Annotated in this window: 14 protein-coding genes and 1 tRNA gene; 8 read left to right on the top strand and 7 right to left on the bottom strand. The window is 51.6% G+C overall.

Annotation, left to right across the window (positions count from 1 at the left end; all coding sequences use genetic code 11):
• Positions 1-78: 78 nt before the first annotated feature.
• Positions 79-279, top strand: coding sequence for a PEP-CTERM sorting domain-containing protein (locus ACZ5PT_RS03125; protein ID WP_464266703.1), 201 nt, complete (start codon positions 79-81; stop codon positions 277-279).
• Positions 280-440: 161 nt separating this feature from the next.
• Complete coding sequence (locus ACZ5PT_RS03120) at positions 441-908, top strand: PaaI family thioesterase (RefSeq protein ID WP_464265350.1); 468 nt, start codon at positions 441-443, stop codon at positions 906-908.
• A gap of 2 nt (positions 909-910) precedes the next feature.
• Here the strand turns inward: ACZ5PT_RS03120 and ACZ5PT_RS03115 are convergent, their stop codons facing one another.
• The 3 genes from ACZ5PT_RS03115 to ACZ5PT_RS03105 all read right to left on the bottom strand — a co-directional run bounded on the left by ACZ5PT_RS03115 (position 911) and on the right by ACZ5PT_RS03105 (position 6,069).
• The gene (locus tag ACZ5PT_RS03115; protein ID WP_464265349.1) at positions 911-3,151 is read right to left on the bottom strand and encodes an ATP-binding protein; all 2,241 of its coding nucleotides are present in this window, start codon (positions 3,149-3,151) and stop codon (positions 911-913) included.
• A gap of 52 nt (positions 3,152-3,203) precedes the next feature.
• The gene (locus ACZ5PT_RS03110) at positions 3,204-5,483 is read right to left on the bottom strand and encodes a GspE/PulE family protein (protein ID WP_464265348.1); all 2,280 of its coding nucleotides are present in this window, start codon (positions 5,481-5,483) and stop codon (positions 3,204-3,206) included.
• A gap of 208 nt (positions 5,484-5,691) precedes the next feature.
• The gene (locus tag ACZ5PT_RS03105) at positions 5,692-6,069 is read right to left on the bottom strand and encodes a PilZ domain-containing protein (RefSeq protein WP_464265347.1); all 378 of its coding nucleotides are present in this window, start codon (positions 6,067-6,069) and stop codon (positions 5,692-5,694) included.
• A gap of 290 nt (positions 6,070-6,359) precedes the next feature.
• Between ACZ5PT_RS03105 and ACZ5PT_RS03100 the strand changes: the two genes are divergently transcribed.
• On the top strand, positions 6,360-7,295 hold the full coding sequence (locus tag ACZ5PT_RS03100; protein WP_464265346.1) for a CIA30 family protein: 936 nt from the start codon (positions 6,360-6,362) through the stop codon (positions 7,293-7,295).
• Between the two features lie 123 nt (positions 7,296-7,418).
• Positions 7,419-9,008: a phosphoglycerate dehydrogenase gene (gene serA, locus ACZ5PT_RS03095; protein ID WP_464266702.1), complete on the top strand. Its 1,590-nt coding sequence runs from the start codon at positions 7,419-7,421 to the stop codon at positions 9,006-9,008.
• Between the two features lie 144 nt (positions 9,009-9,152).
• On the opposite strand, the gene ACZ5PT_RS03090 is transcribed toward serA, so the two are convergent.
• From ACZ5PT_RS03090 to ACZ5PT_RS03080, 3 genes are read right to left on the bottom strand one after another with little or no spacing between them, the layout of a single operon-like run.
• Positions 9,153-9,986 carry a menaquinone biosynthesis family protein gene (locus tag ACZ5PT_RS03090; RefSeq protein WP_464265345.1) on the bottom strand — a complete coding sequence of 278 codons (834 nt, stop codon included), beginning with the start codon at positions 9,984-9,986 and terminating at the stop codon, positions 9,153-9,155.
• 2 nt (positions 9,987-9,988) lie between these two features.
• Complete coding sequence (gene mqnB, locus ACZ5PT_RS03085; RefSeq protein ID WP_464265344.1) at positions 9,989-10,705, bottom strand: futalosine hydrolase; 717 nt, start codon at positions 10,703-10,705, stop codon at positions 9,989-9,991.
• Positions 10,706-10,712: 7 nt separating this feature from the next.
• Positions 10,713-11,801, bottom strand: a complete 1,089-nt coding sequence (locus ACZ5PT_RS03080) for a hypothetical protein (protein WP_464265343.1) — start codon at positions 11,799-11,801, stop codon at positions 10,713-10,715.
• 218 nt (positions 11,802-12,019) lie between these two features.
• Here ACZ5PT_RS03080 and ACZ5PT_RS03075 point away from each other — a divergent pair, with 218 nt between their 5' ends.
• From ACZ5PT_RS03075 to ACZ5PT_RS03065, 3 genes are all read left to right on the top strand, one after another.
• On the top strand, positions 12,020-12,520 hold the full coding sequence (locus ACZ5PT_RS03075) for a roadblock/LC7 domain-containing protein (RefSeq protein WP_464265342.1): 501 nt from the start codon (positions 12,020-12,022) through the stop codon (positions 12,518-12,520).
• A 14-nt stretch (positions 12,521-12,534) separates the two neighbouring features.
• The gene (locus ACZ5PT_RS03070; protein WP_464265341.1) at positions 12,535-13,122 is read left to right on the top strand and encodes a GTP-binding protein; all 588 of its coding nucleotides are present in this window, start codon (positions 12,535-12,537) and stop codon (positions 13,120-13,122) included.
• 69 nt (positions 13,123-13,191) lie between these two features.
• A tRNA-Asn gene (locus tag ACZ5PT_RS03065) sits at positions 13,192-13,267 on the top strand.
• An 859-nt stretch (positions 13,268-14,126) separates the two neighbouring features.
• On the opposite strand, the gene ACZ5PT_RS03060 is transcribed toward ACZ5PT_RS03065, so the two are convergent.
• On the bottom strand, positions 14,127-14,294 hold the full coding sequence (locus ACZ5PT_RS03060) for an SOS response-associated peptidase family protein (RefSeq protein ID WP_464265340.1): 168 nt from the start codon (positions 14,292-14,294) through the stop codon (positions 14,127-14,129).
• 203 nt (positions 14,295-14,497) lie between these two features.
• Between ACZ5PT_RS03060 and ACZ5PT_RS03055 the strand changes: the two genes are divergently transcribed.
• Entirely contained in the window at positions 14,498-15,313 is an 816-nt protein-coding gene (locus ACZ5PT_RS03055) for a DUF2726 domain-containing protein (RefSeq protein ID WP_464265339.1), read from the top strand.
• The last annotated feature ends 13 nt before the right edge of the window (positions 15,314-15,326 follow it).

The raw sequence follows: 15,326 nt of genomic DNA, 5'->3' as shown, positions 1-15,326 counted from the left end.
CTCCCTAGTCAGAACAGAGGCCGGACATGATTGTGTCCGGCCTTTTTTTGTTAAAAAAACCGATAGGTCTGCAAGTGGCTGGATGATTTTACCAAGATTCCTGCGGTTCTCGACGATGATGCTTCTGATGGTGATTCAAATTTCCCAAAACCTACAACAGCAGGGGCACCACTGGTCACTGAAGACTCGCAACCGGTTCCCGAGCCGTCAAGTTGGTTACTGATGGCCAGCGGGTTGCTGGTGGTTGCTTTGCGGCGTAAATGGCTCGGTCGTCGCTGATTGAGCTGGATTAAAACGCAGCGAGTCTCTAAAATGAGTGCCGAAATTGGTCCTTAAGGTCCTTTTCGGTTGAGTGAAGCTTCCTTAGCGTGACCGTAAGTGATCCTACTGTTTATTCTGGGCCGAGTAATACTCGGCCCTTTTTGTCTTTGAGGTGTTTTATGACTGCTGAAACTGTTTATCAGCCTGATCTAACCGGTGAGTCCGATTGGGATTTTTTTGACGCTCCGGCTTTGGTCGGCAGTTCGTTGCGTTTTGTCTCCGGCGATCCGCAAGGCCAGCGCTTTCGCACCCGCTACTATCGGCAGGCCGATCAGTCGTTGGTGGCGCGGATCTGGTTTGGCCCGGAGACCGAAGGCCCGCCGGGACATGCCCATGGTGGCAGCATGGCAGCGGTGCTTGATGAAGTTTTGGGCTTGGCTGCCTGGGCGGCCGGACACGCTATTGTTGTCGCAAACCTGAATGTAAATTTTCGTTGCCTGTTGCCGATCCTGCAAGTGGTACAGGTCGACACCGAAGTTGTTTCCATCGAGGGGCGCAAAATTCTGATTCGCGGTAAACTATGGGACGGCAAAGAGAAGGTTTATGCCGAGGCTGATTGTTTGTGTATTGAAATCCAGGCGGTTTAATTTTAGCCGCAGGGCAGGGTAAAGTGAGCACTGGTCCCCTGGCCCAAGTCACTGTCGAGCCAGATCTGGCCGTCGTGGGCGTCGATGATGCTTTTGACGATGGTCATGCCCAGCCCGGTGCCACCGACCGATGTGTCTGACTGGTTGCAGCGGTAGAATTTTTCGAAAACCCGCTCGGTCTGGTCTTGGGTCATGCCGACTCCCTGATCGCTGACCGTCACTTGGTAGCCGTTATCGTCCGGCTGACCGGTGACCGTTATCTCGCCCCCGGCCGGAGAGTATTTAACCGCATTGCTGCAGAGGTTTTCCATCACCTGCCAGATTTTTTCCCGATCGACCTGCAGCTGGAATGTCGGTTCATTTAGTTTTACTGAAAAAGGATGGTCGGGGGAGAAATGGCGGAAATGATGAATGGGCCGTTCGAACAATTCTGCCGCCGAATGTTCTTCTTTATGTAAAGCAAGCGGCTTGCCCGATTCGATGCGACCGATATCGAGGATTTCTCCGACCAGCCTGGCGAGAAATTCCGATTTTTCGTTGATGATGGTCAGGAACTCATGCTGTTCCTCCGCAGGGTATTCATGCTCAGAGAGGAGCAGCTCTGAATAACCCATAACGGCTGTTAATGGCGTGCTGAGCTCGTGTACCGCTGTGCTGATAAATTCACTTTTCATCCGTTCCATTTCGCGTTCGTGCGAGATGTCGTGGATAAGAAAAATCATCCCGACGGCTTCATCGTTCTTGCCGGTCATGACGTAGGTTCTGGCCTGCAGGAAGAGCGGTTTTTTCAGATCCTGAGAAATTTGTACGAACTCGATACGCAGGTCAGCGTATTGTTGTTGCACCGCTTCATCCATCTGTTCAAACACAGCCGCATCACGAATGATACTTTTCAGCGGCTGGCCGAGGCAGTTTTCGGCCTCACATTGAAACAGTTGTTCGGCGCTGGTGTTGAGCAGTTGTAGCTTGCCGTCGGTATCGGTAACGATCAGGGCATCGGTCACTGACGCGATCACATCAGTCAGCTGTTTACGTGTCTGGCTGGTCTGCTCCAGGGCCAGCCAAAGTTGCTCGGTTCGTTCCGCAACCCGCTCTTCCAGTTCGTCGTGAACCTTATTGAGTGCTGCCTCGGCAGCTTTTCGTTCATCGATTTCGCTTTCCAGTTGAACGTTTGTTTTGTGGACTTTTGTCATTTCACCAAGTAACTGTTGGTCGGTTGTCTTTAGTTGTTTCTCGGTTTTGCGCAGGATGGTTGAGGTAAAAAGAAGAAAGCCCCCCGTGGTCAGCAGGTAAAAGCAGGTAAAAATTAAGACCGCGTCCCAGTAGTCAGACAACGTGTCGGTGACATCGTGCAAAACCAGAAAATCTCCAACCTGGCGACCGGATGAGTCGGACAGCGGTTGCAACAGGCCCTGGTATTTGCGCTCAGCAAATGTGAGTTTGATGCGTTTGTCTGGATCGAGTGGCTTGTGTTGCAAGACCGCGAGAATCTCTGGTAGCATTTCTGGAATAGAGGTCTGGACGATGACCTTGTCAGCCAACTGGTCCCAGGTGGCCGGAGATTTTCCTAACATTTTAACCCCGACTTCCCACTGCTTGCGGTCGAGGAATTGTTTATTGATGGTCAGGGTCAGCGCTGTTTTGTCGTGTTTGAAATAGTTGCTTACCAGCAGGTCGATCTCTTCTCCCAACTCCAGATAACCGAGGAGTTTCCCATCTTTGTGCCAGGGTAGAACCGTTCGCAGGGTGAAGGTGCCGAGTGCCCCTAGCTCAACACCGTAGGTTGCTTGTTGCGTGTGGGCCGCCTGTTGCAGCGTGTGGCGGGTAATCCGGTCGCTATGAAGGGTTGGATTATGCACCCGCAAAAAGACCGTCTGGTCTGGATTGTGGACATAGTAATGGGAGATCCGCAAGTGGTCGAGCAGCAGTTGGAAGGTCGGTTTCACCTCAGCCAGCATGCCGCTACGGTTTTTTTGTATCATCAATTGCTGAAGATCTGTCGAGCGGGCCAGTTGCTCAAGTTGCACGCGCATGATTTGCGCTCGCTGGGTGAGCATGCTGTGGAATCTGGAATCGACGTTGGAAACTTTTTGTCTTAAATTGTTTTGGATTTCGCGCTCCAGGTACCAGGAGGTTGAGCCGATGTAGAGGGCTAGCAAAATCAGGATGCCGAAACTCATTGGTAGGAGGATTTTTAGATTTAGTTTTAGTCTTGTTGGCAGGATCGGCGGTGCTTTAGACATCTGAGCTTATTTCCTTGGTTTTGAATGTATATTGCCCGGGCAGGTTTCTGTGTCACATGCAGACACGTAGTACTTGCTCCAGATCCGTGTGTCCGCCCAGAACTTTTTCGATTCCGTCCATCATCAGGGTGCGCATGCCATTTTCTATCGCCAGATCACGCAGGTCTTCATGCATGATACTTTCCTTGATGGCTCGACGAATAGGCTCTGAGGTCGACAACAGTTCGTGGATTGAAACCCTTCCCCGGTAGCCGGTTTTGTTGCAATTCTCACAGCCCTTGGCGCGGTAGAGGGTAATTTGTTCGAGGTTGGTTGGTAGACCATGTGCTTCGTAGTAGCTGGCTCCGTAGTAATGCTGCAATTGCTCCAGCTCTGAGGTCTCTGGTTGGTAGGCTTCTCGGCACTGGTTGCAGAGGTGTCGAGCGAGGCGCTGAGCCAGGACCCCGAGCAGGGCATTGGCAAAATTAAAGGGATCCATCCCCATTTCCACCAGCCGGACGACGGTTTCTGCGGCGCTGTTGGTATGCAGGGTGCTGAGAACCAGATGCCCGGTCAGTGATGCTTCGATTGCGATCTTGGCAGTTTCCGGGTCGCGCATCTCGCCGATCATGATGACGTCGGGATCAGCACGTAAAAACGAACGTAATGCCTGATCGAAGGTGAAGCCGATCTTGGCATTAACTTGGACCTGACGCAGACCCGGCTGGGTGATTTCTACTGGATCTTCGGCAGTCCAGATCTTGCGATCCGGGGTGTTGATGTGGCCGAGTGCTGAGTGTAGGGTGGTTGTTTTACCCGCGCCGGTTGGGCCGACACAGAGGATAATGCCGTAGGGTTTTTCGAGGATCTCGATGAAGTTCTGCCGGTTGCTTTCGGAAAAACCCATTTCATTGATGCTCAGCGGTTGTGACGAGGAAAGAATGCGCAGCACGGCATCTTCTTGACCGCCAGCGGTCGGAGTGGTTTCGACGCGGAATTCAATCTTGCGACGATCGGAGCGCATGACGATTTTTCCGCTTTGTGGTTTGCGCCGTTCTGCTATATCCAACTTGGAGATGATTTTAATCCGCGAAATCATAGCTCGTTTATAGGTGTTAGCAATCTGGTGGGCAACGGCGCAGATTCCATCGATTCGATAGCGGATCTGTAGCGGAAGATTTCCCAGGCCAGGTTCAAAATGAATGTCGGAGGCCCCTTTGCGGAAGCCATCAAGCAGGATCTGGTTGACCAGCGTGATGATTTGCGAGTCAGTTTCGCTGATCGATGAATCGACCGTATCATCAGAGTCTTCTTCGACATTGATCTGTTCGTTGGACAGTTCGCCGATCAGATCGGCAATCTGTTCCTCGTTTTCACCACTGCCACCATAATGTTCTTCGATCGCATCGCGAATCTCCGAGGTCGGGGCGGCGACAAAGTCGATGGTTAGATTGGTGAAAAAGCGCAGGTTGTCACCGATGGTCGGATCGGTGGGATCTGAGGTTGCCACTGTCAATAGGCGGTTTTCCAGGCTTAAAGGCAGCACCTTTAATTGCATGACCATGCTTTTGGTCAGGGTATCCAGAGCTTCCGGGCTTGGCACGACGGTCTTCAGGTCTACGACCGTCATGCGAAACTTGGCGGACAGCGCCATCAGTAACTGTTCTTCGGTAATCATCCCCTTTTCTATCAGCAGCTCACCGACCCTTTTTTTCTTCCCTTCCGACTGGGTATTGAGGGCTGTTTCGACTTCTTCTCTGCTGATCAGCCCGGCCTGGATCAATAGATCACCAATTCTGACCTTCTTCAGGTTGGCAGGGGATGATTCAGTCTGTTGCGCCAGTTCCTCGATCTTTTCCGTTGTTACTGCGGACTCTTCAGCGAGGATTTCACCAACTTTACGTGATCGCAGCTTCTCTTGTTCGTTGAGAACTTCATCGATTATATTTTGCTGCAGCCAGCCGCGCTCTTCGAGAAAGTCGCTCAGCGGGCGTTCTTCACGGCGTTGCCGGATTCCTTGGGAAGTAAAGAAGATATTTCGATAGGATGCATCTTTATCGATGGGAAAAGCGTAGAAACCGCTTTTATAGTTTTGTGTCGGAACCCGTAAGTCGAAGTTGTCGCCGGTGGTTGTTTCGATATGCTCAACCAGTTCTCCCTCTTTGGTTGGCAGTTGCCAGCCGCTTTCGTCGAGAACCATGATATAGCATAGGTCTTCGAGGGGGATGCTGGCCTCTTCCGGGCAGCGCAGCAGTTCGACCAGTAATTGTTTGTCGCGTGGATGGAAGGGGCGTAGCAGGTTGACTTGTTCTTCACGGCCGGTCAAGAATTTGAGAATCAGAGGATGTTTCATTTAGTCGTCTCAGGAAGCGGGGAAGAAGAACCAATGCATCTCATCACAGATTATCGACAGACATCCCATCTCTACAACAGTGGCCTTGTGCTGTCAAATGGAAGTGCATTAATTTTCCCGTAAAAAAGGTGCAGAATGAAAAAGCCACCTGCAACTCAAAAGAATCGCGGTGGCTTGATAAAACGATCACTGACAATTTACGCAGAGGTCAGCTGATCGGGAGAGGCGCTTCTGTAAATTCGCGAATGAAGTTTTGCAGCCGACCCTGTTGCTCAGAACTCAGGTCTTTGAAATAGAGGCTGCCGCGCCGGACCGGAACCAGATTGTCACGTAAGCGATAGTCGGAGACGGTGCGCACGGGAACGGCATCGAGAATGAGTTCAAAATCATGATACAGGCTAACTTCTTTGATCTCGGAGCGTTTCAATTTCTGCCCGAGGTAGCGATAAGAGAGCCCACCTTCACTGATATCCATAATGTGATAAGGGAGAGATTCCGGGCCCTGGTCGATGAGAATTAAGGCCCGGTTGACGGCTTTGAAGCGTTGGTGGCTTCTAGCTGGCTGGTATGTGAGTCGACTTTCCATTTAGTGGCTCCTTCGCATGATTAATCCGCCCTTCGCTAAATTAAATATCATTGCACACATAATCATGTAATGCAGGAACTATGCCTTTGGGGGCTGACAAAGAGTGTTGGAGAACATAGTTGTCCACTGTTATAGTCTCGAGCAAGCCTGAAGTCTGGCTTAGCCTGTAGTTGCCGGTACCTTCGTGTATGTTGTTCATGGTACTTTCGCTTTAAAGATAGTGCAAAGGATTTATCCTCGAAAAGCGAAAATTTCTCAGTGTCGGGATTTTTGACAGTGAAGTTAGTGTAATGAAGTGTAGGCAAATAAATAAATGGGGCCTGCTGCTCGGCTTGGCAGTGCTCTGTCTGATCCTGATGTTTGTCGGTGGTCCCGGCCCCGATTCGTCGCGCACGTTCAGCTATGGTTGGGGGCTTGGGCATCTCTTTAGCTTTGCGCTTTGGACCTATCTTTATCTGAACTGGCGGAGCCCGCAAACGTTGCTGCGACTCGTTACGGAAGTTCTGTTCCTGACGTTGTTGCTCGGTGGGGGGACCGAGTTGTTGCAGGCCGAGATCGGGCGTGAGGCGACCTGGCAGGATTTAGGCAACGATCTGCTCGGCAGTGCGCTGGCCCTGGCCTTTTTTTCATCAATAAAAAACAGACTTTCGGCCCAGGGGCTCCTGTTGGTTAGGTTGCCGGTTCTGGCTTTGGTGTGCTGGGCTGTTTCCCCCTTTCTTAAAGTGACCCTTGATGAGGTGGTGGCCTGGCAGCAGTTTCCGCTCCTTTCCGGGTTCGAGACACCGCTGGAGCAAGGACGGTGGGGGGGCAACTCTCGGCGGCAATTGGCGTATCAGCATGTTTTCAGTGGCACGGCGTCGTTACAGGTCGAGTTGAACACCAAACGTTATTCCGGGGTCAGTTTGAGAAATTTCCCCGCCAACTGGAGCCAGTATCGGCTGCTGCGTTTTCGTGTCTATAATCCCGACAGCGACCAATTTCAATTTTACTTTAGAATCCATGACCAAGCCCATCGCAAGACCGGGAATCGCTATAGTGACCGTTATAATACCACGCTGGTCGCTTCGCCAGGTTGGAACGAGTTGGAGATCCCGCTGGCCAAGGTTGCGCAGGCCCCCAAAGGGCGAAACATGGACCTTGCGAAGATTGCCGGACTGACCCTGTTCGTTGGCAAGTTGGAGCAGCCACGCACCATCTATCTCGATGCGGTTGAGTTGGTCCGCTGATGGCTGACGGAGACTAACTTTCGCGCTGTGTGTATACCAATTGACATCGGTCGGAGATGGGCCTAAAATCGCCTCTTTTTTGCGACCGGTTTGGCCGCGCGGGTAAGAAAAGAAAGGTTGATGATGAAAGTATTAGTGACGGACGAAATCTCCAAGAACGGCTTGCTGCCGATTCTTGATGATCCACGGATTCAGGTCGATTTTAAGGTTGGGTTGCCGGTGGAAGAATTACACCAGGTGATCGGCGAATATCAGGCAATCATCACCCGCAGTATGACCCAGGTGGATCAGGCCCTACTGGATCGGGCTGAGAACCTCAAGGTTATCGCCCGGGCCGGGGTTGGCATCGACAATGTCGATGTCGATGCCGCCAGCAGCCGGGGAATTATCGTTGTCAACGCTCCTTACGGCAATGTTAACTCCGCTGCTGAGCATACCATGGCGATCATGCTTTCCTACTGCCGCAATGTGGCACTGGCCAATGCCAGTCTTAAAGCTGGCGAGTGGCAACGGGCGCCCTTTACCGGCCACGAGTTAAAGAATAAAACCATTGGTGTCATCGGTCTCGGCAAAGTCGGTGGTCGGGTTGCGCTGCGCTGTCGGGCATTTGAGGCCAATGTCATCACCTATGATCCCTATATCTCAGAAAAGCGCGCCGAAGATTTTGGTGTCAAACTGGTTTCGCTGGAAGACGTGATCCGTTTTTCCGATATCATCACCGTGCACACCCCGCTTAACGAAGAAACCCACGATTTGATCAACGCTGAGCATTTTGCCGGGATGCAGGATGGCGTTTTTATCGTCAACTGTGCCCGTGGCGGCATTATCAACGAGCAGGCAATACTCGATGCTTTGGAGAGTGGCAAGTGCGGCGGCGCGGCTTTTGATGTCTGGAGCGAAGAGCCACCGAAAACCGAGACGCTGAAAAAGCTGATTGGTCATCCAAAGATGCTGGTCACCCCGCACCTGGGAGCCAACACCTTTGAGGCGCAGAAAAATGTCGCCGTCGACGTCAGTAAGGAGATCGTCAATTATGTTGACGGCCGGCCGATGTCGAATGCAGTCAATATCCCGCGTTTCGATCCCGACCAGATGGAGCAGATGAAGCCCTACATGAAGCTGATTTCTGTTATGGGCGACTTTGTCTCCCAGCTGGCTCCGCCGAACCCGAACAAGATCACTTTCACCTATAATGGTAAATTGGCGCGATTCGACTGCACACCGTTAAGTGTTTGCGGTCTGGCTGCGTTGCTTAATCACTGTTCCGACCAGGAGGTGAATATGGTCAATGCCAACCTGATTGCGCGGGAGATGGGAATTGATGTCGAATCGGTACGCTCGACCTCGACCGACTCTTTCTCTAGCCTGATCACCTTGACGCTGGAAAGCTCACAGGGGAGGCGGACCATTGCCGGGACCCTATTCGAGGGCATTCCGAAGATTGTCAAGATGCGCAACTTCGATATCGACTTCCGTCCCGAAGATCACATGTTGGTAATGTCCTATGCCGACCGGCCCGGTTCCATCGGCAAGATCGGGACCATTCTCGGCAACGCCAACGTCAATATCGGCAATATGAGCCTCGGTCGGACCGAGAAAGCGGGAGAGGCGATGGTGGTTTTCTCCATCGATTCCCCGGCTGACGAGGCAACCATCAACGAGGTGAAAGAGGCGATCGGCGCTACATTTATCCGCTCGGTGCACATCAAGTAGTAAATTCAGCTCTGCATAATAAAAAAGGCGTGTCACCCCGATGTTGGGCGGCACGCCTTTTTTATTATGGTCTCTGCTCGAAGGCAGGGGCTCCGGTTTTGTAGGGGCGACCCATGGGTCGCCTGGGGAGTGGTGCCAGGGTTTTTAGCTAACGAACAGCGGTTGCTCACTGCGGGGAATGATGCCGCGCGCCTCTGCCCGGGAAAAAAGGGTTTCAATCGCCCGCAGCCCCTCTTCGCCGAGGTCGACGGAAAAGTCGTTGACGTAGAGTTGGATGTGGTTGCGAATGACGTCGTCTTCTAATTCTTGGGCATGCTGCCTGATATAGTCCTGCGGCAGTTGCGGGTTGGTAAAGGCATATTCGACGCTGGCACGCAAGGCACGATCAATCTGTTTGATCAGCTTCGGTCCCAGTGAGCGTTTTGCCAGGATGCCGCCAAGTGGTATCGGACAGCCGGAATCCGCTTCCCACCATTGGCCGAGATCGAGCACCTGGTGCAGCCCCTGCTGCTGGTAGGTAAAGCGCGATTCGTGGATGATTACTCCGGCATCGGCCCGTCCTTCACTTATCGCGGCCATAATTTGGTGGAATGGCAGAATCAGTAGGTCCTCGTATCCTTCACCATAAAGTTGCAGCAACAGGTTGGCCGTTGTCAGCTTCCCGGGGATGGCAATCCGCTTGCCGCGCAACTGTTGCATGTCGGTTGCTTGTCTGGAAATCACCAGCGGGCCACAACCTCGACCCAGTGCGCCACCGCTGCGAAGAAGACAGTATTCTTTCCGCAGATGACCGAGTGCATGATAGGAGATTTTCGTCAGGTCGAGTTCACCCGCAAGGGCAAGATGGTTGAGTGTTTCGACATCCTCCAGCCGTTCCTTGAAGCTTGTTCCGGGACAGGGGATTTTGCCGTGGACCAAACCATAAAAAATGAAGGTGTCGTTCGGGCAGGGGGAATAGCCCAGGGTTAAGTGCTGCATGTTCAGTCCTGTTTCTCCGGCCAGCGTTGCAGCAGTTTGAGCAGGCCCTGCTGGGCCGCTTCTGCTCCGCGGACGATATCCCATTGTTGTGGATCACGCGTGCCGGTCGGGTTTGAAATGCCGCGCAGTTCCAGCAGGGGCAATTGGTATTCGGTGCACACCTGCGCAGCTGCCGCACCCTCCATGTTTTCACAGATGCCGCCGGTTCGTTGGTGGAGCTCATCACTCAAGAGGGCGTGGCCGCTACAGCAATTTATGCTGACGAAGGGGCCGAAGCGGGCCTCTGGTAGGACCTGTTGTGCCCAGTCGGTCAGGCCTGATTGCAGGGGATGGCGTTGCTGGTTAATCAGCATCAGCTCTGGCTGCTGGGGGATGTTGAGTTGTTCAAGGGGGATGAAGCGATCTTCAGTCGCTACGCCGAGGTCGCCGCAGATCTCTTCGCTGGCCAACGCCAGATCGCCGTTTTGCAGGCCGCTTCCGGGGTAGCTCCCGCCACAGCCGCAGAGCAGGACTGCTGACGGCGAGTAATTTTCCAGCAAGCGGGTCAGGCGGATCGCCATGGCGTTTTGACCGACGCCGCTATGGGCCAAAAGGAGTTCCTGGTCGCAGAGACTGCCAGAAAACAGCTGCCAGGAGCCGAGCTGAACGGTGCTGCGGTTTTGCAGCTGTTGACGAAGCAGGGCTGTTTCCAGCGGGACGGCGGCAATGATCAGCAGCATGGGACCATCAGCGTTTGAACCAGTCTTGCCGGATCAGATCGCGGCGCAGGTCGATTCCTTGGTTGCGGACGATTCCCTGGTACCAGAAACGTTCCTGTTGCAGTTTTGGCTGCGAAGGGTGGTCGAGGCGGTTACGGCGATCGATCAGAGCATTCTGCAGAGTTTTGTCCGGCTCGGAGACAATCGAACCGATTTTATCCGCCAGTTGCTCGGGAGCCACTTCGATCACCAGTTGAATGGTGTCGCGAATTTTCAGCCCCTGACGGTACTCCCAGAGATCGCCCTCAAAACCATTTTCACACTCGGTGACAAAATCGCTCCAATCAAGCAGCAGGCTGCCAAATTCGATCTCTGCCAGTTCGTCGTCTGGAATTTCACGCTTGACCAGTTCGGCGATCTGTTCCTGCTCTTTGCGAGTCAGAAAAAACGACAGTCCCTCTTCAACCTGGTACATGTCGAGAGACTCAATCATGTCTTCACAAAAGAGGTTTGAATCGAGATCCTTATCGCTGAAGTGTTGCAACTCATCCGGCAGGTTTTGCTCTGTTAAGCCGAGTAGGGACAGGTGATCATGGCCGAAGTCCGCGGGCAAGGTCAGTCGTTGGGAGTGAGGGATCTGGTGCTGGTGCAGAAAATTGGACAGGCGCAGGTGGTTGTCGGTGAAAAAGGTCATCACTTTTTCTTCCGAATAGAAGAGCTCCAGCCCTTTGCGATTGTTGGCCAAACCAAAGCCGACAAAGCCATCATGAACCATTCGGCTGAGATAGGGGCTGACCAGCTTGAGCAGTTCCTGAGTCGGCATATAGGGTGAATAGTGAACCACCGGTGCCGGTCGTTCGGCTGAACCACTGGGGCGTAAAATAAGCGCTTCTTCCGGATAGTGCTCGAGGATAAAAAATGCCTCGTCCGGCAAAAAGCGGCTAAAATCACAGAAGATGGGCGCAACTTTGTTGGCATTAACCGCTGCTGTAAAGCGATAGGCATTATCGCAGCCTTCCAGCAAGGCCATTTCAAACCCTTCGCACTGCTGGGGGGCAGCAACCGGTTTATCGTGCCAGCGTTTTAGGCCGGCGGGAAATTTGAGGAAATTTGACAAGGGCAACCCTTTGTTCGTCTTGCTTGTAGAAATAAATACTGACTGCATAATTAGTGGATTTTCCCCGTCAAGTCAACCTGCAGATGTGTATGACGGGGAGGTTTGATTCGTCGTGTGTAAATTAAATGTTTTTTAAAAATGCCGGGAAACACCTTGATATGAGACTTTTTAAATGATATATAAAACTTTGTGCTTAAACTACGGCAAGGAGACACTACATGCTTGGTCCCCAGTCCTCTCTGGTGATGTACGACGAGGAGTACCAGCGTATTCTTGTGTTGCTGGAAAAACTTCTTCGTGAATCAAACTCAAAGGTTATCTTTCTGGTTGATAAAAATGGCCAGCTGATTGCTGCTACTGGGGAAACCGCCAACCTCGATACCACCAGCCTGGCTTCTTTGACCGCAGGCAATATCGCTGCAACCGGAGGTCTGGCCAAACTCATTGGTGAGAAGGAATTCTCCATTCTGTTCCACGAAGGGGAGAAGGATAATCTCCATATCTCCATTGTCGGTGGCAGGGTCATTCTGGTCGTCATTTTCGACCAGCGGAGTTCCCTTGGCTTGGTTCGGTTGCGGGTTAAAAAAGCAAGTGCTGATCTGGCGACAGTGTTTGAAGACTTGGCACGCAGGTCCGAAGTTGCAATGTCTCCGACCGCTGGTTCGGCCAGTCCCTTTGCTGAAATCACCGACGACGATATTGATAATCTTTTCAACTGATTGAGGTTCGCAGGATGTCATTCATTAACTATGCATCGCGTGAGATCAACTGTAAGATTGTCTATTACGGTCCCGGTCTCTGCGGCAAAACAAGCAATCTTCAATATATTTACCAAAAGACGGCAAGCGATGCCAAGGGGAAGATGATCTCCCTGGCGACGGAGACTGAGCGGACGCTTTTCTTCGATTTTTTGCCTTTGGCACTCGGCGAAATCCGCGGCTTCAAGACCCGGTTTCATCTTTATACCGTTCCTGGGCAGGTTTTTTACGATGCCTCGCGAAAACTGATCCTCAAGGGTGTTGATGGCGTTGTCTTTGTGGCCGACTCTCAAGAGGTACGACTTGATGCCAATATTGAAAGTCTGGAAAACCTGAAAGATAACCTTGAAGAGCAGGGTTTCGATATCGAAAAGATCCCCTTTGTCATTCAGTACAATAAACGCGACCTGCCGGAGGTTTCTTCCGTCGCAGAGTTGAGTGATTTGCTGAACCCACGCAAGGTCCCCGAGTTGGAGGCCTGCGCAACGACCGGGGAGGGGATTTTTGAAACCCTCAAATCGGTCGCCAAGCTAGTATTGACCGACTTGAAAAAAGGAGGCTGAAAAGTCTCTGTAAAAAAATCTTGACAGCGGTGAATCAATCCCATATATTCCGTCACCGCAACACGCTATTCCCTTTTAGCTCAGTTGGTAGAGCAGGTGACTGTTAATCACCTTGTCGCAAGTTCGAGTCTTGCAAAGGGAGCCATACAATCCAAGGGCTTACAGACGTTAAAATCTGTAAGCCCTTTTTGTTTTTCTGCCCAGGTAGCAAGATAGGTAGCAAGTTTTTTTCGTTACTCTATTTTTTCGTTACCCGTTACCCCATTTTCTAATAATTCAATTCTTGGCGGAAAACAGCTGCATAAGTTGATATGACCCTGAAGGTACGTGGTTTGTTCTGTTCTTCCGTTATTTTTTCAAATTTCACATGGAGTCAACCAGCGGTGCGGCGGTAATTCCCTTCGCTGGGAAATTTAGCTCTATTCCATTTTTCCATTCCATATTCAAAAAAAATCCCGCACACGCTGCCCGGGGCTGTGCGCCCCTTATGGGGGAAACCCCTCAGAAGGACCCAGCCCATATGAAAATAGAAAACAGCAATATGTAGAGTCTTTCGTTTTGGCTTGTTTGAGACTTTCTGCTGTCTCCCCTTTCTGGGTATGCTGGTGTGGTCAAGATCATCGTGGTTGAGAGTTTTTTCTGCGGATGTTTCATGATCCACCGGGGGTGGGGGGGATGTCGTTCTGAGAGGCAGGTCGATAGCCAGAAGAAGTGCTAGGTGGCGTTGTGCCGGGGTGAAGCATTGCAACCTAGGGAAGAGCATGGAGTGCAATGCCTTTATTGATTGTGGGCCGGTCCTGTCCCCCTTGCTCTAGTGTTCGATTCCATAGGTGTTTATTTTTTAGGGGTACGTGCAATAGTGGCTGTAGCTGGTTCATGTTCAAGCTCCAGGTTATTTAATAGCCATCCGGTATCAATTCCGGCGGCGGGTGTGATCCGCATATGCTTGCTCAATGACTTTGTACCCAATGGGATTTGTTTTTCGCCCATGAGGGGATAGGGCCTCAGCGCAGTAACGCCGCTTCTCGTTTGTCTGTGTCAGAGCCCCTGATTGCCAGAATGGGTTGACCGGGCGCAATGTTGTAGCGCGGTTCTATAAGGGGGCATTTCAGTAAGTCAAAATGCTGGGCTATTGCTTCAGATGTTGAGCCTAAGCTGATACGTCCGCACATGGGTTGAATTGTATCGCGAATAAATGGAAATTTTATTTATTGAAATTAGTTCGAGTTCACCACGCAGAGCTGTGCAGAGTTCTTTCGCGAGTTTCCCCTGCTTGCTATGCTCTTTTTCCTGTGGACGAAGAGTACGAGAAAGGCTAGTGTTCACAACTAGTTAAATTTAAGTCTGTTGATTTTGACTCTGGGAGGGGTAGTAAATGTCAACGCTATTTGTAATTCTTCTTTTTTTCGGAATCGCTGTCCTTGCGATTCTCTTTCTCAAGTCCAAGCTTTCCAAGTCGCATATTCCTGAAGAATCGGCCTCTGACGATTTCCCCTACCAGGCGCAGGATGCTTTTCTGACCCCTGCCGAGCGCTCCTTTTTTGGCGTGCTGGAGCAGGTGGTTGGTGATTCGTGTCGTGTCTTTGCCAAGGTGCGCATTTCAGACCTTTTGGCCGTGAAGAAGGGGCTGGAAAGTCGGGATCGGGTTTCTGCTCAAAATAAGATCAATTCAAAGCATGTGGATTTTGTGCTCTGCGATATTGACCGCGTTTCGATTCTGGCGGCGATTGAACTGGATGATAAATCGCACGGTGCGAAAAAACGGCAGGACAGAGACTTCTTTGTTGATGAGGCGTTTAGGGCTGCGGGCGTTCCGCTGCTACGCATGCCAGCCCAAAAAGGCTATTCACTTTCTGAAATAAAGTCGCTTGTGTCGGCCACTGTCGGACTGGAGAAGCTAATAACCGAAACTTCGGTGGCTGAAACTTCGGTGGCTGAAACTCCGGTGGCTGAAACTCCGGTGGCTGAAACTCCGGTGACTGAAACTCCGGTGACTGAAACTCCGGTGACTGAAACTCCGGTGACTGAAACTCCGGTAACTGAAACTCCGGTAACTGACGCTATTGCCCCGATCTGTTCCGCATGTGAAAGCAAAATGGTTAAGAGGCAGGCGAAAAAAGGGAAGCATGCCGGAAGTTATTTTTGGGCGTGTTCAGCCTACCCAAAGTGTAAGCAGATAATTTCGATTTAGTAAGAGGGTATTT

This window comes from Desulfuromusa ferrireducens, assembly GCF_055389805.1.
The sequence above is the reverse complement of the archived record's forward strand: the minus strand, read 5'-3'. Positions and strand labels throughout refer to the sequence as shown.